Origin of the sequence: Bacillus sp. FSL R5-0659 (assembly GCF_038008785.1) — a bacterium.
Lineage (GTDB): Bacteria > Bacillota > Bacilli > Bacillales > Bacillaceae > Bacillus > Bacillus safensis.
In genome coordinates, this window is the sequence record NZ_JBBOZU010000001.1 from 853,415 (window position 1) to 874,588 (window position 21,174).

At 44.4% G+C, this 21,174-nt stretch carries 15 protein-coding genes, 16 tRNA genes and 3 rRNA genes; 30 read left to right on the top strand and 4 right to left on the bottom strand.

The annotated features are described in order from the left end of the window. Nucleotides 1-58: 58 nt before the first annotated feature. The 5 genes from NSQ72_RS04180 to NSQ72_RS04200 all read left to right on the top strand — a co-directional run bounded on the left by NSQ72_RS04180 (nucleotide 59) and on the right by NSQ72_RS04200 (nucleotide 5,565). Complete coding sequence (locus NSQ72_RS04180) at nucleotides 59-1,081, top strand: ABC transporter ATP-binding protein (RefSeq protein WP_039177320.1); 1,023 nt, start codon at nucleotides 59-61, stop codon at nucleotides 1,079-1,081. Continuing rightward, complete coding sequence (locus NSQ72_RS04185) at nucleotides 1,050-2,027, top strand: ABC transporter ATP-binding protein (protein ID WP_341083364.1); 978 nt, start codon at nucleotides 1,050-1,052, stop codon at nucleotides 2,025-2,027. Before NSQ72_RS04180 ends, NSQ72_RS04185 begins: the two co-directional genes overlap by 32 nt. Further along, nucleotides 2,002-3,588 (top strand): ABC transporter substrate-binding protein, encoded by a 1,587-nt coding sequence (locus tag NSQ72_RS04190; RefSeq protein WP_041087361.1) that lies wholly within the window; start codon nucleotides 2,002-2,004, stop codon nucleotides 3,586-3,588. Before NSQ72_RS04185 ends, NSQ72_RS04190 begins: the two co-directional genes overlap by 26 nt. Before the next feature lie 61 nt (nucleotides 3,589-3,649). After that, nucleotides 3,650-4,651 (top strand): ABC transporter permease, encoded by a 1,002-nt coding sequence (locus tag NSQ72_RS04195; protein ID WP_041087395.1) that lies wholly within the window; start codon nucleotides 3,650-3,652, stop codon nucleotides 4,649-4,651. A gap of 17 nt (nucleotides 4,652-4,668) precedes the next feature. Beyond that, a complete protein-coding gene (locus NSQ72_RS04200) occupies nucleotides 4,669-5,565 on the top strand; it encodes an ABC transporter permease (protein WP_048240058.1) in 897 nt (298 codons plus the stop codon). A 228-nt stretch (nucleotides 5,566-5,793) separates the two neighbouring features. Here NSQ72_RS04200 and NSQ72_RS04205 read toward each other — a convergent pair whose 3' ends face one another. Beyond that, nucleotides 5,794-6,867 (bottom strand): FUSC family protein, encoded by a 1,074-nt coding sequence (locus NSQ72_RS04205; protein WP_039177329.1) that lies wholly within the window; start codon nucleotides 6,865-6,867, stop codon nucleotides 5,794-5,796. Between the two features lie 247 nt (nucleotides 6,868-7,114). Beyond that, the gene (locus tag NSQ72_RS04210; protein ID WP_064497769.1) at nucleotides 7,115-8,410 is read right to left on the bottom strand and encodes a glutamate-1-semialdehyde 2,1-aminomutase; all 1,296 of its coding nucleotides are present in this window, start codon (nucleotides 8,408-8,410) and stop codon (nucleotides 7,115-7,117) included. 129 nt (nucleotides 8,411-8,539) lie between these two features. Between NSQ72_RS04210 and bcp the strand changes: the two genes are divergently transcribed. Both bcp and perR read left to right on the top strand, forming a co-directional pair. Beyond that, a complete protein-coding gene (gene bcp, locus NSQ72_RS04215) occupies nucleotides 8,540-9,007 on the top strand; it encodes a thioredoxin-dependent thiol peroxidase (protein WP_024425791.1) in 468 nt (155 codons plus the stop codon). Between the two features lie 157 nt (nucleotides 9,008-9,164). Then, on the top strand, nucleotides 9,165-9,602 hold the full coding sequence (gene perR / locus NSQ72_RS04220; RefSeq protein WP_003217782.1) for a peroxide-responsive transcriptional repressor PerR: 438 nt from the start codon (nucleotides 9,165-9,167) through the stop codon (nucleotides 9,600-9,602). A 36-nt stretch (nucleotides 9,603-9,638) separates the two neighbouring features. Here the strand turns inward: perR and NSQ72_RS04225 are convergent, their stop codons facing one another. Beyond that, nucleotides 9,639-9,986, bottom strand: a complete 348-nt coding sequence (locus NSQ72_RS04225) for a YgzB family protein (protein WP_024425201.1) — start codon at nucleotides 9,984-9,986, stop codon at nucleotides 9,639-9,641. Nucleotides 9,987-10,175: 189 nt separating this feature from the next. Between NSQ72_RS04225 and NSQ72_RS04230 the strand changes: the two genes are divergently transcribed. From NSQ72_RS04230 to NSQ72_RS04340, 23 genes are all read left to right on the top strand, one after another. Then, a complete protein-coding gene (locus NSQ72_RS04230; protein ID WP_024425790.1) occupies nucleotides 10,176-11,054 on the top strand; it encodes a nucleotidyltransferase-like protein in 879 nt (292 codons plus the stop codon). Between the two features lie 317 nt (nucleotides 11,055-11,371). Continuing rightward, a 16S ribosomal RNA gene (locus NSQ72_RS04235) occupies nucleotides 11,372-12,920 on the top strand. Between the two features lie 182 nt (nucleotides 12,921-13,102). Continuing rightward, nucleotides 13,103-16,033: ribosomal RNA gene (locus NSQ72_RS04240) — 23S ribosomal RNA — on the top strand. Between the two features lie 109 nt (nucleotides 16,034-16,142). Continuing rightward, a 5S ribosomal RNA gene (rrf, locus tag NSQ72_RS04245) occupies nucleotides 16,143-16,258 on the top strand. The 16S, 23S and 5S rRNA genes sit together here with 16 tRNA genes alongside, the layout of an rRNA operon. Nucleotides 16,259-16,267: 9 nt before the next feature. Continuing rightward, nucleotides 16,268-16,342: transfer RNA gene (locus NSQ72_RS04250), tRNA-Asn, on the top strand. Nucleotides 16,343-16,346: 4 nt separating this feature from the next. After that, nucleotides 16,347-16,437, top strand: a tRNA-Ser gene (locus NSQ72_RS04255). A 17-nt stretch (nucleotides 16,438-16,454) separates the two neighbouring features. Then, nucleotides 16,455-16,529 (top strand) — tRNA-Glu (locus NSQ72_RS04260). A 33-nt stretch (nucleotides 16,530-16,562) separates the two neighbouring features. Then, nucleotides 16,563-16,638 (top strand) — tRNA-Val (locus tag NSQ72_RS04265). A 15-nt stretch (nucleotides 16,639-16,653) separates the two neighbouring features. Next, nucleotides 16,654-16,730, top strand: a tRNA-Met gene (locus NSQ72_RS04270). 4 nt (nucleotides 16,731-16,734) lie between these two features. Further along, nucleotides 16,735-16,811, top strand: a tRNA-Asp gene (locus tag NSQ72_RS04275). Nucleotides 16,812-16,829: 18 nt separating this feature from the next. Then, a tRNA-Phe gene (locus tag NSQ72_RS04280) sits at nucleotides 16,830-16,905 on the top strand. 6 nt (nucleotides 16,906-16,911) lie between these two features. After that, nucleotides 16,912-16,984, top strand: a tRNA-Thr gene (locus NSQ72_RS04285). A gap of 15 nt (nucleotides 16,985-16,999) precedes the next feature. Further along, nucleotides 17,000-17,084 (top strand) — tRNA-Tyr (locus NSQ72_RS04290). A 14-nt stretch (nucleotides 17,085-17,098) separates the two neighbouring features. Beyond that, a tRNA-Trp gene (locus NSQ72_RS04295) sits at nucleotides 17,099-17,172 on the top strand. 29 nt (nucleotides 17,173-17,201) lie between these two features. After that, nucleotides 17,202-17,277: transfer RNA gene (locus NSQ72_RS04300), tRNA-His, on the top strand. A 9-nt stretch (nucleotides 17,278-17,286) separates the two neighbouring features. Next, nucleotides 17,287-17,358 (top strand) — tRNA-Gln (locus NSQ72_RS04305). A gap of 7 nt (nucleotides 17,359-17,365) precedes the next feature. Then, a tRNA-Gly gene (locus NSQ72_RS04310) sits at nucleotides 17,366-17,440 on the top strand. A 5-nt stretch (nucleotides 17,441-17,445) separates the two neighbouring features. Further along, a tRNA-Cys gene (locus tag NSQ72_RS04315) sits at nucleotides 17,446-17,516 on the top strand. A gap of 14 nt (nucleotides 17,517-17,530) precedes the next feature. After that, a tRNA-Leu gene (locus NSQ72_RS04320) sits at nucleotides 17,531-17,619 on the top strand. A 36-nt stretch (nucleotides 17,620-17,655) separates the two neighbouring features. Then, nucleotides 17,656-17,737: transfer RNA gene (locus NSQ72_RS04325), tRNA-Leu, on the top strand. 415 nt (nucleotides 17,738-18,152) lie between these two features. After that, nucleotides 18,153-18,578, top strand: coding sequence for a hypothetical protein (locus tag NSQ72_RS04330; RefSeq protein ID WP_059377521.1), 426 nt, complete (start codon nucleotides 18,153-18,155; stop codon nucleotides 18,576-18,578). A gap of 411 nt (nucleotides 18,579-18,989) precedes the next feature. After that, nucleotides 18,990-19,784 (top strand): phosphotransferase, encoded by a 795-nt coding sequence (locus tag NSQ72_RS04335; RefSeq protein ID WP_341083369.1) that lies wholly within the window; start codon nucleotides 18,990-18,992, stop codon nucleotides 19,782-19,784. Nucleotides 19,785-19,842: 58 nt separating this feature from the next. Further along, nucleotides 19,843-20,547, top strand: a complete 705-nt coding sequence (locus tag NSQ72_RS04340; protein ID WP_339209641.1) for a hypothetical protein — start codon at nucleotides 19,843-19,845, stop codon at nucleotides 20,545-20,547. Between the two features lie 30 nt (nucleotides 20,548-20,577). Here NSQ72_RS04340 and NSQ72_RS04345 read toward each other — a convergent pair whose 3' ends face one another. Next, nucleotides 20,578-21,123 carry a histidine phosphatase family protein gene (locus NSQ72_RS04345; protein ID WP_039177341.1) on the bottom strand — a complete coding sequence of 182 codons (546 nt, stop codon included), beginning with the start codon at nucleotides 21,121-21,123 and terminating at the stop codon, nucleotides 20,578-20,580. Nucleotides 21,124-21,174: the final 51 nt, after the last annotated feature.

Genomic DNA, 21,174 nt, shown 5'->3' on the forward strand with positions numbered 1-21,174 from the left:
ACATATTTCCCAGCTTGTCTCAATACAATTTTAAAAAGTATGACGGGGTGGTGAATATGTGAAAGAACAAGACGTGCTGCTAGATGTCAAACAGCTGTCCATTGCGTTTCAGCAGAAAAAACAAAAAGTGCCCATCGTCCATCACATATCGTTCTCAATTCAAAAAGGAGAAACGTTAGGAATTGTGGGCGAATCTGGCTGCGGGAAAAGTATCACAAGCATGTCATTAATGGGATTGAATCAGCAAACCGATACAACGGGCGAGGTTCATTTCGAAGGGCAAAATCTGCTGTCACTTTCAGAGAAAGAGTGGCGAGAGATAAGAGGAAATGACATTTCGATGATTTTCCAAGAGCCCATGACTTCTCTGAATCCATTAATGACCATCGGCAAACAAATGACGGAAGCCCTTTTCACACATCAATCAATCGGTCAAAAAGAAGCAAAAGCGAAGGCGATTGATCTGCTTCAAACAGTTGGGTTGAAGCAAGCAGAATCGCTGCTGAAAAAATATCCACATGAATTATCAGGCGGTATGCGCCAGCGTGTGATGATTGCAATGGCAATGCTTTGTCACCCAAAGCTCATGATCGCTGATGAACCGACAACTGCACTTGATGTCACCATCCAAGCGCAAATCCTTCGTCTGCTCAAAAAGCTGAACGAAGAGATGGACACTGCTATTTTATTTATTACTCACGATCTAGGCGTGGTGCGGCAAATATGCCAGCGAGTCATGATTATGTATGCCGGTCGAATTGTAGAAGAAGGAACCGTTGACCGTATTTTTCAAAAACCTCTGCATCCCTACACGAAAGGTCTTTTCGCCTCAGTTCCATCGTTTAAAGAGAAAAAAGAAAAACTCATCTCTATTGCAGGTCATGTGCCTAAGCCAGGTGCCATCCGGTCCGGCTGTCAATTTGCACCACGCTGCCCATATCAAATGGCGCAATGTCTTGAAAAAGATCCAGCCTTACAATCCATTGAACAGAATCACCGCGTGGCATGTTTTCTAATGGAAGGAGGAGAAGACACTGAGTCACCCACTTTTGCAAGTGAATCAGCTGACAAAACGGTATGACACAGCTGCTTTTTTTTCTAAACATAAACAATCGACTTTGGCTTTAAATCAAGTCTCCTTTTACGTGAAGGAAGGAGAAACGCTTGGCATTGTTGGTGAATCAGGCTGCGGGAAATCAACACTTGGCAAAAGCTTGATGAGATTGACTGAACCGACGTCAGGCTCTATTCAATTAAAAGGGCAGGAGATCACCCTTCTGAAAGAACGAGACATGAGTTCCTTAAGAAAAGATATTCAAATGATCTTTCAAGATCCTTATGCTTCTTTAAATCCGAGAATGAAAATCAAAGATATTTTAGAGGAACCGCTGATTGTTCATCATCATGGGACGAAAGCAGAAAGACGGAAACGGGTTAAAGAGATGCTGCACATTGTTGGATTTGATCCTTCCTACGGGGAACGTTATGCGCACCAATTCAGCGGCGGACAAAGGCAGCGTATTGGCATTGCTAGAGCGCTCATTACGCACCCAAGTCTTGTCATTGCCGATGAACCAGTTTCGGCTTTAGATGTATCCGTTCAAGCGCAAATTTTGAATTTGATGCTTGAATTACAAAAGACGCTTTCTCTGACGTATCTATTTATTTCTCACGACCTTGGGGTTGTCAGATATATGAGCGACCGGATCGCCGTCATGTATGCTGGGCGCATTGTCGAGATGGGGCCTGCCGAAGAGGTGTTTCACAGCCCGCTTCATCCCTATACGTCGCTGCTTCTGAAATCCATTCCACATATGGATCACGTACTAGAGTCGCAAGATGTGGCAGCAGAAGAGACCACAATGGCGGAACGCGGCGGCTGTCCTTTCTACAAAAGGTGTCCAAAAAGATGGGAGAAATGCCTGAAAGCAGTTCCTGCTTTGTATGAGAAGGAATCGGGACATGCGGCCGCGTGTTATTTATATCAAAAGGAGGAACACAATGAAGAAGACATGGTTATTCAGTAGTTTCATTTTTGTGCTGGCACTGGCGCTCTTTTTAGGGGGATGCTCGTCTTCACCGACATCGGAAGAAAAGGCAACAAAAGATACCCTCGTATTTGGCAGAGGGGGAGATTCCACTTCACTAGATCCAATCACAACGACAGAAGGCGAAACCTTCAAGGTCACAGAGAATATATTTGAAAAGCTTTTGAATTACGGTGAGAAAGACACGACCATCCATCCTGGCCTCGCAACAGATTGGGATGTTGCAAAGGACGGAAAATCATACACGTTCTACTTAAGAGAAGGTGTGAAATTTCATGATGGCACAGATTTTAACGCAGAAGCAGTGAAATTCAACTTTGACCGCTGGATGAATGGAGACGCAGAAAAGTTCCCTTACTATGGCATGTTTGGCGGCTATAAAAAAGATAAAGGGCATGTCATTAAAGACATCATCGTCAAAGGCGAGCATGAAATTGAATTTCAGCTAAAGCGTCCGCAGGCAACATTCCTCAAAAACATTGCCATGTCACCATTTGGCATTGCCAGTCCAGCGGCCGTTGAAAAAAGCGGTGATTCATTTAGAGAAAATCCGGTGGGGACAGGACCATTCAAGTTTAAAGAGTGGAAGCAAAACGACCGTATCGTGTTAGAAAAGAATGACGATTATTGGGAGAAGGATAAACCAAAGCTGAATCAAATCATCTTCCGCTCCATTCCAGAAAACTCTGCTCGTTTAAATGCCCTTAAAACAGGCGAGATCGACTTAATGGATGGCGTGAATCCGTCGGATTTAGATGGCATCAAAACCGACAAAGCACTCCAGCTTATTGAAAGACCATCGATGAACGTAGGCTATATCGGACTGACCGTCACAAGAAAGCCGCTCGATAACAAGCTGGTTCGTCAGGCACTCAATTATGCGGTCGATAAAGAATCGATTATTGAGTCATTTTATGGCGGACTTGCTGAGCCAGCAAAAAATCCATTGCCGCCAGCTTTAGAAGGCTACAACGACGACATTGAGCCATATCCGTATGATCCAGAAAAAGCGAAAGAACTATTAAAAGAAGCGGGCTTCCCTGATGGCTTTCGCATCAAACTTTGGGCGATGCCTGTACCACGTCCATACATGCCAGATGGGATGAAGGTAGCAGAAGTCATTCAGTCAAATTTTGAAAAAGTCGGTGTCAAAGCAGAAATTGTGACATATGACTGGGCGACCTATTTAGATAAAGCAAGTAAAGGGGAAGCAGATGTGTTCTTATTAGGCTGGACAGGGGACAATGGCGATCCAGATAATTTCATTTACACACTGCTGGACAAAGATAGCATTGGCGGTAACAACTATACATTCTTCGAAAACGATAAAATGCATGACATCCTCATTGAAGCACAAACAGACACAGATCAAAAGAAACGAAATGAACTGTATAAAAAAGCGCAGGAAATCATTCATGACGAAGCGCCTTGGATTCCATTGGTGCATTCAATTCCAATGCTTGCCGCATCTAATGATTTAAAAGGCTACCAGCCGCATCCAACTGGTTCAGAGGCTTTGACTGACGTGTATTTCGAATAAGCAAATAAGGGAGATCTTGTATCTCCCTTATTCAAACAAAGATGAAGGCGGTGAAAGCTGTTTGTTTGCTTATTGTATGAAGCGGGCAGGAATGCTCATCCCAGTACTGATCGGAATGACATTGGTCGTGTTTTCAATTATTCGTTTTATACCTGGAAATCCAGCGCAGGTCATCTTAGGACAGCGGGCAACGAAAGAGGCAGTAGAACAATTAACGATCCAGCTCGGTTTAGATCAGCCATGGTATGTTCAATACGGTCATTATATGCTTGGCCTTTTAAAAGGGGATTTAGGGACTTCTATTCGAACAGGAGCGGCTATTGCCCAGGAAATGAAGCCTTACTTATTTGCGACGTTAGAATTGACCTTTTTTGCCATGGTGCTGGCGATTGTCGTGGGAGTGAATGCCGGAATCATTAGTGCTTGGTTTAAGCATTCTTTCTTTGATTATGCCGCGATGTTTATTGCACTTATCGGAGTGTCCATGCCGATTTTCTGGTTAGGCTTAATGGGGCAGTGGCTGTTCTCGATCGAATTAGGTATTTTGCCGACAACGGGCCGAGAAGACGTAAGGAATCCAGTCGAATCGATTACGTATATTCATACGCTGGACACGCTTTTGCAAGGCCGGTTTGATCAATTCGCTGACAGTATCAAGCATTTGATCTTACCAAGTACAGCACTCGCGACAATCCCTGCAGCGATTATTGCGAGAATTACAAGGGCAAGTATGCTGGAAGTGCTTCATTCAGATTTTATTCGAACAGCAAAAGCAAAAGGGGTACGTTCATTGTTCATCATTTATCAGCATGGTCTGAAAAATGCGCTCATTCCGATCTTGACGATTATTGGTCTTCAGACAGGCCTCTTACTTGGTGGAGCGATTTTAACAGAAACCATTTTTGCTTGGCCGGGAATTGGCCGGTATATATATGACGCCATCAGTTATCGTGATTACCCAGTCATTCAAACAGGCATTCTCGTCGTTGCGCTCATATTTGTCCTGATCAATTTCATTGTGGACATCTTGTATGCGGTTATTGATCCAAGGATTAAATATTAGGGAAGGAGAGTGACAATATGGAAGCACAAAAAGAGCTTGACCCACCTCAGCCAAAAGATGAACGCCCTCAATCATTGATTCTTGAATCAATGAAACAGTTCTTTCAGCATAAGCTGGCGGTCATTGGCAGTGTGATTGTCTTTTTATTTCTCATCCTAGCGATCTTTGCACCGCTCATTGCTCCTTATGGAATCAATGAACAATCACTTGGTGAGCGATTTAGTGCCCCCTCAGCTGCACACTGGTTTGGTACAGATGATTTCGGTAGAGATATCTTTTCAAGAGTTGTGCATGGAGCACGGATTTCCTTATGGGTCGGTTTCTTCTCGGTTCTCGGGTCTGTCATTTTAGGCACACTGCTTGGATTGATAGCTGGCTATGGCGGAAGAGTGCTAGATGCTGTGATCTCGAGATTGTTTGATATTTTACTTGCTTTTCCTAGCATTCTCTTAGCGATTGCTATTGTCTCCATCCTAGGCCCCTCCTTACAAAATGCCCTTATTGCCATTGCGATTATTAATGTCCCAACTTTTGGACGGCTCGTTCGTTCAAAAGTACTGAGTATTAAACAAGAAGAATACGTGCTGGCAGCAAAGGCGGTTGGGATGTCACACCGCCGCATCGTGCTGCGCCACATTCTGCCAAATAGTATGGTGCCGGTCATCGTACAGGCGACGCTAGCGATCGGAACGGCAATTATTGAGGCAGCGGCTTTAGGCTTTTTAGGATTGGGTGCACAGGCGCCAAGTCCAGAATGGGGGAAAATGCTAGCCGACGCGAGACCTTATCTCGTTCAAGCCCCTTGGACATTATTCTTCCCAGGGATAGCAATCATGCTGACGGTTCTAGGCTTTAACCTGATGGGGGATGGATTAAGAGATACACTAGATCCTAAAATGAAGAAAATAAAATAAGACCGATTCTCAGAATCGGTCTCAGCGCACTGACAAACCCTCGCATTCGGTGTCAGTCCTGCGTGCCGGTGCTCACGAATACTCAATTCGCTCCGCTCCAGTACTCGTTCTTCCTAGACTGCAAAGGTTTTCAGAGCACGCTGAAAAGAAGACAAAGAGATAAAATCAAGATCATTTTAGCTCTTTGTCAACAATTTAAGACCGATTCTAGGAATCGGTCTTTTCTGTTTATGCTTCTTTTTCTTCTGTCTCAATTTCACTATCTTTTGGGTGATACGTCTGGAAGCTTGTAATCAATGTATCTAAATGCTCTAATTCATCACGGTACTCAATGATGCTGGACATGACATTCAGCATATTGTAATCGAGTAAGTCGTTTTCTTGGTTTTGCTGATGCTGAATAAATGATTTCGTTAACGTCTCAAGGCGAAGAGAGCATTCATTTTGAAATTCATCGTCCTGCGGCTTCATTTTTCCGACGAATTTCATCAAGGTGCGCTCATGCCAATACAGTAAATAATCAATTTCATCCGTTAGGCTTTCCCTGAAATGCTCTGGCATCAAATGAATCTCATTTTCTAATTTATGAAGCTTTTTCAGCAAATATAGCGCGCGATTTGATGCCATAATGGCCTGCCTGAACAAAACAAGCTTTCTTGATTTGACATAGGTGGTTTTCTTTAAATAGCTTCGTTCTTCTTTGTATAACAAGTAAATGTGATCTAATTTGATCATGCGTTCTTTTATTTGATCGATGTCATCCTTTAAAGTGGAATGATCAGTAGACTGTCTGGAGGTCAGACGGATCCATTTTAAAATCTCCTCCGTATTTTCCATAATGTGATGAACAAGCTTTGTTTCATACTTTGGCGGCAGGAAGATTAAATTCACTAAAAATGAAGAAAGAACTCCTAACACCACAGTAGCTGTTCTAATTAAGGCAAAGGAAAGGAAATGATCCCCTGCACTTTCTAAAATCGCGATGACGGTTACAAGTGCAATTGGAATTGTGTGTTCAATCTTCAGCTTTAAATTAATGGCGATAACCATGACGGCGGTTAAACCGATAATGACTGGTCCTGTGCCAAAAAGCAGACCGAACGTAATGGCAAGTGCTGCTCCAATAATATTGGCTTGCACTTGATCAACAATAGTTAAAAAAGATCGATAAATAGATGGCTGGATAGCAAATACAGCTGCAATTCCCGCGAAGACGGGCGTTGGCAACCCAAGCCATGTTGCCAGGTAAAGCGCGAGTACAATGGCAATACCAGTTTTTAAAATACGGGCTCCAAGTTTCATTGGTTTTGTCCCTGCATTCCTTTCTTTTCGATAATAGATGATCACTCGTCATTTATCATTCATATTTTGATGAAACAACTAAGTAATATACAGCGGTCTTCCGAAATATTCAAGTGATTTTTGAAAGTTCATGAAAACATCAAAAGAAGGTATTGAGAAGAAATGTAACAGATTCGCACGCTTTTGACAAACAAGAGCTGGTCAATAAAAAAACAGGCGCATGTTTTTACGCCTGTTTTGGACTTCATTATGATTGTTTCAGCTGTGCAAACGCATGATCTACTGCTTGCAGCGTCTCGGAAATATCTTTTTCAGTATGTGCAATTGTTAAGAACCAAGCTTCATATTTAGAAGGAGCGAGGTTAATGCCTTGCGCGAGCATTAATTTGAAGAAGCGGGCAAACATTTCGCCATCCGTATTTTCAGCCTGCTCGTAGTTCACAATCGTTTCTGTTGTGAAATAAATTGTGAGAGCACCTTTTAAGCGATTCACTGTAATATCTACTTGATGCTTTTTGGCATGGGTTAAAATGCCTTCTTCTAACATAGCGCCAAGCTGATCAAGACGTTCGTAAACGCCATCTTCTTTTAACACTTCCAAGCAGGCAATACCTGAAAGAATGGATGCAGGATTTCCTGCCATTGTGCCAGCTTGATAGGCTGGTCCAAGCGGAGCAACTTGCTCCATAATTTCTTTTTTACCGCCGTAAGCACCGATAGGAAGTCCGCCGCCAATAATTTTTCCTAATGCAGTAAGGTCAGGTTTTACTTGAAGCAAGTCCTGTGCACCGCCATACATAAAGCGGAAAGCGGTAATGACTTCATCATAAATCACCAGTGCGCCTTTTTCATGTGTGAGGTCATTGACCTGCTGCAGGAAACCGTCCTTAGGTTCCACGATGCCGAAGTTCCCGACAATTGGCTCGACAAGGACAGCAGCTACTTCATCGCCCCAGCGATCCAATGCTTCTTTATAGCTGTCAATATCATTAAATGGAACGGTAATGACTTCATTGGCGATACTCTTTGGTACACCCGCGGAATCAGGTGTTCCTAAAGTGGAAGGACCAGAGCCTGCTGCCACTAGTACAAGATCAGAGTGGCCGTGATAGCATCCGGCAAACTTAATAATTTTTGTTCTGCCTGTATATGCGCGAGCTACTCGAATCGTTGTCATCACCGCTTCTGTACCTGAGTTGACAAAACGAACTTTGTCCAAAGCAGGCATGGCTTCCTTCAGCATTTTAGCAAAAGTGACTTCATGCTTCGTTGGTGTTCCGTAAAGGACACCTGTTTCAGCCGCTTTCGTGATGGCTTTTGTAATATGCGGGTGGGCGTGTCCTGTAATAATTGGACCGTATGCTGCTAGATAGTCGATATAGCGGTTTCCGTCAACATCCCAAAAATAAGCGCCTTCTCCTCTTTCCATCGCAACGGGTGAACCGCCGCCTACTGCCTTATATGAACGAGACGGGCTGTTGACACCTCCAACAATGTGCTCCAGCGCCTCTTGATGTAATTTTTCTGATTCTGTGAATTTCATAAATAGCCTCCTATCTCAACGTATCACGTCGTCTATCATTATTTTAACATGCCGATGCAAGCGTCCTTAGTTGAATATCCTCTCAAAATTGGATAGGCTAATTAAAAAATAGGTTGGAGGGATTGTGTCATGACAATCGAAGTAGGGCAGCAAGTACCTGACATTGAATTAACCGGTGACAATGGGGAGAAAGTAAAGCTTTCTGATTTTAAAGGAAAACATATTGTTCTTTATTTCTATCCAAAAGATATGACACCAGGCTGTACAACAGAAGCATGTGATTTCCGCGACCGCCATCAAAGCTTTGCAGAACTAGATGCTGTCATTATCGGCGTAAGCCCAGACAGTCAGGACAAGCACCAAAAGTTTAAAGAAAAACATGATTTGCCGTTCCTGCTTCTTGTAGACGATGAACAAAAATTGTCTGAAGCCTTTGGCGTATGGAAGCTGAAAAAGAACTTTGGCAAAGAATATATGGGAATCGAGCGTTCAACGTTTCTTATTAATAAAGAAGGCACGCTTGTGAAAGAATGGCGAAAAGTAAAGGTAAAAGACCACGTGGAGGAAGCGCTTGAGGAATTGAAAGCTCACGCTTAATATCCTAACAGGATGAGATCGGCAGTCATGCCGGTCTTTTTTGTAAAGAAGAATAGGTAAAAAAGAGGATTGTAATTGACAAAGTTTCGGCTCTGGGGGTACACTATTTATAAAGATTACAATATAAGAATATTTTTGAAGAGAGGTGCATGATGAAATGGCTGCTCACGAACTAAAAGACGCTTTAGATGCTCTAAAAGAAACCGGTGTTCGAATTACTCCGCAGCGCCATGCCATCTTGGAGTTTCTCGTAAATTCTATGACTCACCCAACCGCAGACGATATATATAAAGCACTTGAAGGAAAATTTCCAAATATGAGTGTCGCAACGGTTTACAACAATTTACGAGTCTTCCGGGAATCTGGATTAGTAAAGGAATTAACGTATGGTGATTCCTCAAGCCGATTTGATTTTGCGACATCTGACCACTACCATGCGATTTGTGAAAACTGCGGAAAAATCGTGGACTTTCACTATCCTGGCCTTGATGAAGTTGAACAGCTTGCATCCCATGTGACGGGCTTTACAGTTAGTCATCATCGCTTGGAGATCTATGGAACTTGTCAAGAATGTGCGAAAAAAGAAAATCATTAATGAAAAAAGCTGACCGGTTAAATGGTCAGCTTATTTTTATGACTTTTTTCGATTGTAGGATTCATCAAACTCTTTACCTTCTAATGCTGGATCAAGTGTAAGCGGCTCCCTGCAATGCATGCACATGTCCACACGCCCAAGCACTTTTGTTTCCTTCTCACAGCCTGGACAAACGACACGTACTGCCTTCGTAGAAAGCATACCAATCCAAAAGTAAACGGCTGTACTTAATCCAATCGATAAGACGCCGAGCAGCATAAAGAAAGTCGACAGCCAGATCGATTCCTTGAAGAACACACCGATATACATGATCAGAAAGCCAACAAAAACCAAACTAAGTGCAAATGTTCTGATTTTATTAATCTTACTGGAGTATTTCGCCATCCCTAGTCCCCCTTGTCTCCAATATAGCACATTTTACCTTTCAGTTTGAATTAGTTATAGAGTTTTGTGAATAAATTGCTTATAATGATTCAATGATCTTTTTTCATGTATTGAAGGAATTTTGATTCTATGAGGAGAAATACATAGCATTAGAGAAGAACTTTACACCCGAGTATTGGAGGAATCACTATGGAAAATCTTCTCCGTCCTATTTATCAAGAGAGAGCAAGCCATCCAGATACATTAGCTGTGATTATAGTAGAAAGAAGACATAAAGTATCTTCTGAGACGGATAACTTTGATGCAGCACTTTTAGTCATCGTAAAAGAAGCGGAAGAACCGTTATTTATCAAGCACTATGAATCCGATCACCAAACAGCTTCTTTAAACGTTGTCACAGATGATCAACTGAAGGAATGGATTACCCTTGGTACTAACCGACGAATCATCGATTGGATTTTGAATGGAAAAGTCCTGTTTGATCGAAATGAATATATTTTCAACTTAATTGATGAACTAAGTACATTCCCGTTTTCAAACCGCAAGCTCAAAATCGGTTTAGAATATGGCAAGCTCATTCGCAGATATATAGAAGGAAAAGCATTTTTTGAGTCAAATCAATTCCTTGATGCATATAATTCCATTGTGCATGCCCTGCATCACTTAGCACGTATTGAAGTAATTGATAAAGGCTTCCACCCAGAAGTGACCGTTTGGAACCAAGTGCGTCATATGGAGCCCGAAGTATACAAACTTTATTCAGAACTGATTGAAAGTCATGAAAGTCTGCATAAGCGTTTAGAACTTTTATTTTTAGCAAATGATTTTTTGATCCATTCAAAAGCAGAAATTGGTGCCGCTCATTTGCGTCATGTCATGGAACAGAAGGATATATGGCTTTTTGGTGAGCTTCTTGCACACCCTGATCTAAAGTATTTCACGCCTGACCTTAGCGTGATGATTGATTTCTTTGTGGAAAAAGGAATTGTTCAAGTAGAGCCGATTGAGACAAAGGGACAAAAAATCTATCATCGAGGATATTTTGTGAAAAAAGATATTGACGCATGAATATTATGATGGTATATTATTAAACGTCGCTAACGAGCAACTGAGTTGCTTTGAAAGAAAAGCTGACAAAAAGAAATTCTAAAAAACACTTGACGCACACGGTGCTCAAATGTTATATTAAGAAAGTCGCCTCTGAGCGATAACGAACATGATCTTTGAAAACTAAACAAGACAAAACGTACCTGTTAATTCGATTTTTTATAAAAAATCCTATGATACTTCATAGGTAGTCAGTCAAACGCTGACGAGGCAGGAAATGATCACATGCTAAGTTCGCTACATCGTGTAGCAACGCATGTGTGATATGCATCCTGCATACCTCGGAGAGTTTGATCCTGGCTCAGGACGAACGCTGGCGGCGTGCCTAATACATGCAAGTCGAGCGGACAGAAGGGAGCTTGCTCCCGGATGTTAGCGGCGGACGGGTGAGTAACACGTGGGTAACCTGCCTGTAAGACTGGGATAACTCCGGGAAACCGGAGCTAATACCGGATAGTTCCTTGAACCGCATGGTTCAAGGATGAAAGACGGTTTCGGCTGTCACTTACAGATGGACCCGCGGCGCATTAGCTAGTTGGTGGGGTAATGGCTCACCAAGGCGACGATGCGTAGCCGACCTGAGAGGGTGATCGGCCACACTGGGACTGAGACACGGCCCAGACTCCTACGGGAGGCAGCAGTAGGGAATCTTCCGCAATGGACGAAAGTCTGACGGAGCAACGCCGCGTGAGTGATGAAGGTTTTCGGATCGTAAAGCTCTGTTGTTAGGGAAGAACAAGTGCGAGAGTAACTGCTCGCACCTTGACGGTACCTAACCAGAAAGCCACGGCTAACTACGTGCCAGCAGCCGCGGTAATACGTAGGTGGCAAGCGTTGTCCGGAATTATTGGGCGTAAAGGGCTCGCAGGCGGTTTCTTAAGTCTGATGTGAAAGCCCCCGGCTCAACCGGGGAGGGTCATTGGAAACTGGGAAACTTGAGTGCAGAAGAGGAGAGTGGAATTCCACGTGTAGCGGTGAAATGCGTAGAGATGTGGAGGAACACCAGTGGCGAAGGCGACTCTCTGGTCTGTAACTGACGCTGAGGAGCGAAAGCGTGGGGAGCGAACAGGATTAGATACCCTGGTAGTCCACGCCGTAAACGATGAGTGCTAAGTGTTAGGGGGTTTCCGCCCCTTAGTGCTGCAGCTAACGCATTAAGCACTCCGCCTGGGGAGTACGGTCGCAAGACTGAAACTCAAAGGAATTGACGGGGGCCCGCACAAGCGGTGGAGCATGTGGTTTAATTCGAAGCAACGCGAAGAACCTTACCAGGTCTTGACATCCTCTGACAACCCTAGAGATAGGGCTTTCCCTTCGGGGACAGAGTGACAGGTGGTGCATGGTTGTCGTCAGCTCGTGTCGTGAGATGTTGGGTTAAGTCCCGCAACGAGCGCAACCCTTGATCTTAGTTGCCAGCATTCAGTTGGGCACTCTAAGGTGACTGCCGGTGACAAACCGGAGGAAGGTGGGGATGACGTCAAATCATCATGCCCCTTATGACCTGGGCTACACACGTGCTACAATGGACAGAACAAAGGGCTGCAAGACCGCAAGGTTTAGCCAATCCCATAAATCTGTTCTCAGTTCGGATCGCAGTCTGCAACTCGACTGCGTGAAGCTGGAATCGCTAGTAATCGCGGATCAGCATGCCGCGGTGAATACGTTCCCGGGCCTTGTACACACCGCCCGTCACACCACGAGAGTTTGCAACACCCGAAGTCGGTGAGGTAACCTTTATGGAGCCAGCCGCCGAAGGTGGGGCAGATGATTGGGGTGAAGTCGTAACAAGGTAGCCGTATCGGAAGGTGCGGCTGGATCACCTCCTTTCTAAGGATATATGGAGCAGCGTACGTTTTCGTCTTGTTTAGTTTTGAAGGATCATTCCTTCAAAACATGTCTCTAGCGAGACAGGATTGTTCTTTGAAAACTAGATAACAATAAGTAATACATTCACATTGAATGCAATGCAAAGTTCATCACACATAGTGATTCTTTCTAAAGTAAGAAATGGTTAAGTTAGAAAGGGCGCACGGTGGATGCCTTGGCACTAGGAGCCGATGAAGGACGGGACGAACACCGATATGCTTCGGGGAGCTGTAAGCAAGCTTTGATCCGGAGATTTCCGAATGGGGAAACCCACTGCTCGTAATGGAGTAGTATCCATACTTGAATACATAGAGTATGAGAAGGCATACCCGGGGAACTGAAACATCTAAGTACCCGGAGGAAGAGAAAGCAAATGCGATTCCCTGAGTAGCGGCGAGCGAAACGGGAACAGCCCAAACCAAGAGGCTTGCCTCTTGGGGTTGTAGGACACTCTATACGGAGTTACAAAGGAACGATATAAGCGAAGAGGTCTGGAAAGGCCCGCCAAAGAAGGTAACAGCCCTGTAACTGAAATGTTGTTCTCTCCAGAGTGGATCCTGAGTACGGCGGAACACGTGAAATTCCGTCGGAATCCGGGAGGACCATCTCCCAAGGCTAAATACTCCCTAGTGACCGATAGTGAACCAGTACCGTGAGGGAAAGGTGAAAAGCACCCCGGAAGGGGAGTGAAATAGATCCTGAAACCGTGTGCCTACAAGTAGTCAGAGCCCGTTAACGGGTGATGGCGTGCCTTTTGTAGAATGAACCGGCGAGTTACGATCCCGTGCAAGGTTAAGCAGAAGATGCGGAGCCGCAGCGAAAGCGAGTCTGAATAGGGCGCATGAGTACGTGGTCGTAGACCCGAAACCAGGTGATCTACCCATGTCCAGGGTGAAGTTCAGGTAACACTGAATGGAGGCCCGAACCCACGCACGTTGAAAAGTGCGGGGATGAGGTGTGGGTAGGGGTGAAATGCCAATCGAACCTGGAGATAGCTGGTTCTCTCCGAAATAGCTTTAGGGCTAGCCTCAAGGTAAGAGTCTCGGAGGTAGAGCACTGATTGGACTAGGGGCCCCTACCGGGTTACCGAATTCAGTCAAACTCCGAATGCCGATGACTTATCCTTGGGAGTCAGACTGCGAGTGATAAGATCCGTAGTCGAAAGGGAAACAGCCCAGACCGCCAGCTAAGGTCCCAAAGTATACGTTAAGTGGAAAAGGATGTGGAGTTGCTTAGACAACCAGGATGTTGGCTTAGAAGCAGCCACCATTTAAAGAGTGCGTAATAGCTCACTGGTCGAGTGACTCTGCGCCGAAAATGTACCGGGGCTAAACGTATCACCGAAGCTGCGGACTGTTCTTACGAACAGTGGTAGGAGAGCGTTCTAAGGGCTGTGAAGCCAGACCGGAAGGACTGGTGGAGCGCTTAGAAGTGAGAATGCCGGTATGAGTAGCGAAAGACGGGTGAGAATCCCGTCCACCGAATGCCTAAGGTTTCCTGAGGAAGGCTCGTCCGCTCAGGGTTAGTCGGGACCTAAGCCGAGGCCGAAAGGCGTAGGCGATGGACAACAGGTTGATATTCCTGTACCACCTCCTCACCATTTGAGCAATGGGGGGACGCAGGAGGATAGGGTAAGCGCGGTATTGGATATCCGCGTCCAAGCAGTTAGGCTGGGAAATAGGCAAATCCGTTTCCCGTAAAGGCTGAGCTGTGATGGCGAGCGAAATTTAGTAGCGAAGTTCCTGATTCCACACTGCCAAGAAAAGCCTCTAGCGAGGTGAGAGGTGCCCGTACCGCAAACCGACACAGGTAGGCGAGGAGAGAATCCTAAGGTGATCGAGAGAACTCTCGTTAAGGAACTCGGCAAAATGACCCCGTAACTTCGGGAGAAGGGGTGCTTCTTAGGGTGTTAAAGCCCCGAGAAGCCGCAGTGAATAGGCCCAGGCGACTGTTTAGCAAAAACACAGGTCTCTGCGAAGCCGTAAGGCGAAGTATAGGGGCTGACGCCTGCCCGGTGCTGGAAGGTTAAGAGGAGCGCTTAGCGTAAGCGAAGGTGCGAATTGAAGCCCCAGTAAACGGCGGCCGTAACTATAACGGTCCTAAGGTAGCGAAATTCCTTGTCGGGTAAGTTCCGACCCGCACGAAAGGCGCAACGATCTGGGCACTGTCTCAACGAGAGACTCGGTGAAATTATAGTACCTGTGAAGATGCAGGTTACCCGCGACAGGACGGAAAGACCCCGTGGAGCTTTACTGCAGCCTGATATTGAATGTTGGTACAGCTTGTACAGGATAGGTAGGAGCCTTGGAAACCGGAGCGCTAGCTTCGGTGGAGGCATCGGTGGGATACTACCCTGGCTGTATTGACCTTCTAACCCGCTGCCCTTATCGGGCAGGGAGACAGTGTCAGGTGGGCAGTTTGACTGGGGCGGTCGCCTCCTAAAATGTAACGGAGGCGCCCAAAGGTTCCCTCAGAATGGTTGGAAATCATTCGCAGAGTGTAAAGGCACAAGGGAGCTTGACTGCGAGACCTACAAGTCGAGCAGGGACGAAAGTCGGGCTTAGTGATCCGGTGGTTCCGCATGGAAGGGCCATCGCTCAACGGATAAAAGCTACCCCGGGGATAACAGGCTTATCTCCCCCAAGAGTCCACATCGACGGGGAGGTTTGGCACCTCGATGTCGGCTCATCGCATCCTGGGGCTGTAGTCGGTCCCAAGGGTTGGGCTGTTCGCCCATTAAAGCGGTACGCGAGCTGGGTTCAGAACGTCGTGAGACAGTTCGGTCCCTATCCGTCGCGGGCGCAGGAAATTTGAGAGGAGCTGTCCTTAGTACGAGAGGACCGGGATGGACGCACCGCTGGTGTACCAGTTGTTCTGCCAAGGGCATCGCTGGGTAGCTATGTGCGGACGGGATAAGTGCTGAAAGCATCTAAGCATGAAGCCCCCCTCAAGATGAGATTTCCCATTCCGCAAGGAAGTAAGATCCCTGAAAGATGATCAGGTTGATAGGTCTGAGGTGGAAGCGTGGTGACACGTGGAGCTGACAGATACTAATAGATCGAGGACTTAACCTATATTCTAATGTGAAACATGAACATTGTTATCTAGTTTTGAGAGAACATTTTTAAAATATCTCTTGATTTATTTTCAATACATAGTATAATATCTTTTGTCACTAAATTGTCTGGTGATGATGGCGAAGAGGTCACACCCGTTCCCATACCGAACACGGAAGTTAAGCTCTTCAGCGCCGATGGTAGTTGGGGGTTCCCCCCTGTGAGAGTAGGACATCGCCAGGCTTTCTTCATTCCGCAGTAGCTCAGTGGTAGAGCTATCGGCTGTTAACCGATCGGTCGTAGGTTCGAATCCTACCTGCGGAGCCAATTTGGAGAGCTGTCCGAGTGGCCGAAGGAGCACGATTGGAAATCGTGTAGGCGGTAACCCCGTCTCAAGGGTTCGAATCCCTTGCTCTCCGCCACAATTTACATAATAAAGGGCCCGTTGGTCAAGCGGTTAAGACACCGCCCTTTCACGGCGGTAACACGGGTTCGAATCCCGTACGGGTCACCATTTTTATAGAATATATACCAGCATTTTTTATTCGGAGGATTAGCTCAGCTGGGAGAGCATCTGCCTTACAAGCAGAGGGTCGGCGGTTCGAGCCCGTCATCCTCCACCATATCTTTTATATCGTCGCGGGGTGGAGCAGTTCGGTAGCTCGTCGGGCTCATAACCCGAAGGTCGCAGGTTCAAATCCTGCCCCCGCAACCAAAATGGTCCGGTAGTTCAGTTGGTTAGAATGCCTGCCTGTCACGCAGGAGGTCGCGGGTTCGAGTCCCGTCCGGACCGCCATTTTTCAAAAGAATACTTGGCTCGGTAGCTCAGTTGGTAGAGCAACGGACTGAAAATCCGTGTGTCGGCGGTTCGATTCCGTCCCGAGCCACCACTATTTGCCGGTGTAGCTCAATTGGTAGAGCAACTGACTTGTAATCAGTAGGTTGGGGGTTCAAGTCCTCTTGCCGGCACTGTTTTTCAAAAGTGGAGGGGTAGCGAAGTGGCTAAACGCGGCGGACTGTAAATCCGCTCCCTCCGGGTTCGGCGGTTCGAATCCGCCCCCCTCCACCATTTTTTATTTTCATAGGGGCATAGTTTAACGGTAGAACAGAGGTCTCCAAAACCTCCGGTGTGGGTTCGATTCCTACTGCCCCTGCCAATTATACTTTATAATTCATTACATCTATGGCGGTTGTGGCGAAGTGGTTAACGCACCAGATTGTGGCTCTGGCACTCGTGGGTTCGATTCCCATCAATCGCCCCATTTTATTATTGGGCTATAGCCAAGCGGTAAGGCAACGGACTTTGACTCCGTCATGCGTTGGTTCGAATCCAGCTAGCCCAGTTGATGTGCGGAAGTAGTTCAGTGGTAGAACACCACCTTGCCAAGGTGGGGGTCGCGGGTTCGAATCCCGTCTTCCGCTCCAATAATGGCGGCATAGCCAAGTGGTAAGGCAGAGGTCTGCAAAACCTTTATCCCCGGTTCAAATCCGGGTGTCGCCTTTTTTGAAAAGACTGCCGGGGTGGTGGAATTGGCAGACACACAGGACTTAAAATCCTGCGGTAGGTGACTACCGTGCCGGTTCAAGTCCGGCCCTCGGCACCATTGTTTTTAATATAAGATGCGCTCTTTAATGATCATGCCGGTGTGGCGGAATTGGCAGACGCGCACGACTCAAAATCGTGTTCCTCACGGAGTGCCGGTTCGACCCCGGCCACCGGTATCTAGTTTTAGATATTCTTTATTATCATTCATTACAGAAGAATTAAGGAATATCAACGTTTAAAACGTCTTTCTACAAATTGTAGGAGGGCGTTTTTTATTTGTTTTTTAGCTGATTTTTCACACGACAAAATTGCTTCCAATCGTGTTCTGTTTACTGGTGAAAGGGGAATTAGCTAAATGGCACGACGTTAAAATATTTGAGACTACATTCTATTCAGTATTACATGAATAAATTTAAGGGGTTTCTTAATGTTCTAACAGTACAAGGAATAAATATTTCTGAATTAAAGCCTTACGAGGAACATATGAAGGAGATTATCTTTTACTTTATTGATGGTTACCTTATTATTAAACTAAAAGGGCAGGATAATTGAAGAAGGATGAGATAAATTGTACATAGGAGAGGTGTTGTCATGATTACGGTTAAAAATGCTGAAAGTTATCTTAAAGATAGCATTGGTGAAGATATCGATGATATAAAAAAGGTTTGGGAAACATTTAAGGCTTTTTCAAAGGAGGCAGTTGAGGGCGAAGAAGATAAAGAAATTTTATTTCAGTGTGGTGTCTATGACTTTACAGGAGAGGAACTATTTCATTTTGACCTTGTACGTCAGTTTACAGTTTATGAAGAAGATGATTATTCTCACATGGAACAACTACACTGTGAATTTTTATTTAAACCAACAAGCGAGTTAAAAAATTTAAAAGTGGTAGAAGAATGGTCAATGGATTATGACGATATCGATCATTTTTTTAATCATATTGAAAGTATTCATGAGTTTAAAATACCTTTGAGTTTAAAGCCGATAAAATCAGAAATATATCAAGAAGAACTTTGATTCTTATTTTATAAACGAGTACTTTACTTTAAGAGGGTATACCTTGCCTTTTAGGAATAATTTATCACGGGTGCCGGTTCAACCCTTGCCATCGGTATCTATTAAAAGTTTCATGATTGGTTTTTACCGTGAACCTAACGTTTCACCCTTGTGGTAAACGTTTTTTTGTGGTTTAAATGAGTTATTAAAAATAGAAAACTATTAGAAAATAATGAGCATGTACTTTTTTAGCAGAATAATCTTTAGATGATTTGCAACATTTGATAAGATACATTTAACCATGTAAGGAAACAAAATGGGGCAGCACATTCACACAAAACAGTGTACTACCTTTGTGTAACTAAAAATATTTGGGGAAATACACATCTTTAGCTGACATCATCATTGTGACCCAATTTTAGGGGAGAATTTATGAAAAAACAAAGTGACCATGAAGAGTTATTGACAGGTGGCAATGTCTCGAACGTATATCGTTCGGGAGATACGGTTCGTCGAGAAGTAAAGTCAGACAATATCAATATACGAAAGCTGCTAAAGCATTTAGAAAAAAAGAATTTTTCCTATGCTCCAAAGTTTTTAGGGGTTGATGAAAAAGGTAGAGAGATCTTGTCTTTCATTGAAGGCGTAGCTGGTCATGATCCCTTAAAAGAATACATGTGCTCTCACCATGCCTTAAAAGAATTAGCGAGAATGCTTAGACTGTATCATGATGCTGTTTGTGATTTTCCCATTTCAGACGATTGGGAACGAATGGACAATACGCCTAACAACATAGAGGTTGTATGCCATAATGATTTTGCGATGTACAATATCATTTTCAATAACGAAAAACCAGTAGGAATTATTGATTTTGATGTAGCTGCTCCTGGTCCAAGGCTTTGGGATATCGCATATACTCTGTATACATGTGTACCTATCAGTAGGTTTTTTCGCACTGAAACAGGGGAGATCGTGAAATATTCTTCATTAGAACATGCAGACCAGATAAAGCATAGAGTGAAACTGTTTTTTGAATCTTATGGTGAGGAAATAGCAGAAGATTATTTGGATATGGTGCTGCTGCGTTTAAAAGGGTTATGTCAGTATATGAAACGAAAAGCGAGTGAGGGTGAAATCGCTTTTCAAAAAATGATTCATGAGGGGCACCTTGAGCATTATCAAAAAGACATTCAATTTATTCATGAACATAGAAAAGATTGGATGTAAAACTACTTCCCTTTAAATAAGAAGTCAAAAGAATGAATGTAAAGAGGCGGCGTTGTTATTGCAAACGAAGACGATATTACAGACCATCATTAAAGACGAGGGATCACATGATTATCCTCTTTTTAGACAGTACTGTGTGAAAAAAGAACAGGGCCTGCGTAAAGATGCGCTAAAAGTTCTTCAGGCCTTTATTGAAGAGATGAGAGAGAACGATTTTGAAGTACAGCGTTCATTTGTTTCTTGGCTATTTGAGAAGATTGAACGGTTTGAGGATGGTCATCATTTGCTTGTGTATCCATTGATAATTGGGGTGATTCAGCCTGTTCTGCAAGAGTGGGAGAAGGTTGACCCAATGGATGTGAGACCATATCGCTGGCAGGGCTTGTTTGTACATCAGGGAGAAGGGCTGCCCTATTTATTGAAAGCACTAGAGCTTGGAGGCAGCAAGGAGCAGCGTGTGATTGTTCAAATTTGTGAAATCTATTTATCGGCCTTGTGGTATTCGTTTCATCATATACATGAAGATCTTTATTTAAGCATCTATGAGAAAGACCAAGAGCGAATTCAAGGTATTGAAGATGTCATGATGCTGATTGAAGATAAGAGGATTCGCTCTAATGTTGAAAAACAAGCAGCCTATTATGATCAGCTTTTATCGGACTGGAAGAAATTTCAGCAAACGGAGACAAGAGGCTTCATGAAATGGTGTGCGGAGCGTAAGAAGCCGTATGAGTGGGTAGAGGCTTTTTATTATCAACAATAGATGAGGAAACGGCAGAATTCATTCTGCCGTTTATTTATACCATATTCGTTCTATTTCTACATGATCTGGTTTGAAATATTTCAGGATATAGACATCTGGATTGCTTAATTTTTCCCACTCCTTGAATCCAATCGTTGGATCGGCATGTTTAAGAAGCAGGCTCATGATATTACCATGTGTGATGAATAGGGTATGATCTTTTTCTAATTTTATTTGTTCGTGGAGCACTTCTACAATACGATTCATGGCTTCTTGGCTCGATTCTCCGCCTTCACAGGTCATATGTAAGTCTGTAAAACTGAGCTTTAGCTTCTCATACCAATTGTCTATTGGCTTGCTGCTTAATACACGTTCAGAGAGGCGCTGATCGATTTTTATCTCGAGCTGTTTTGCATGAGCAAGGGGCTCAGTAGTTTGGATCGCTCGTTTATAAGGACTTGAGATAATCTGATTAAGATGAATGCTGGAAAAAAACTGTGACAGTTCGTGAGATTGAGTGATGCCTTGTGGTGTTAAAGCTGCATCTTTAGATTGTCCATCTGCTTGGCAGTGTCTGACGATATAATATGTTTTCATTGGATACACCTTTCATTGAGTATAAAAAAATCATCCAGTATTGGATGAGGA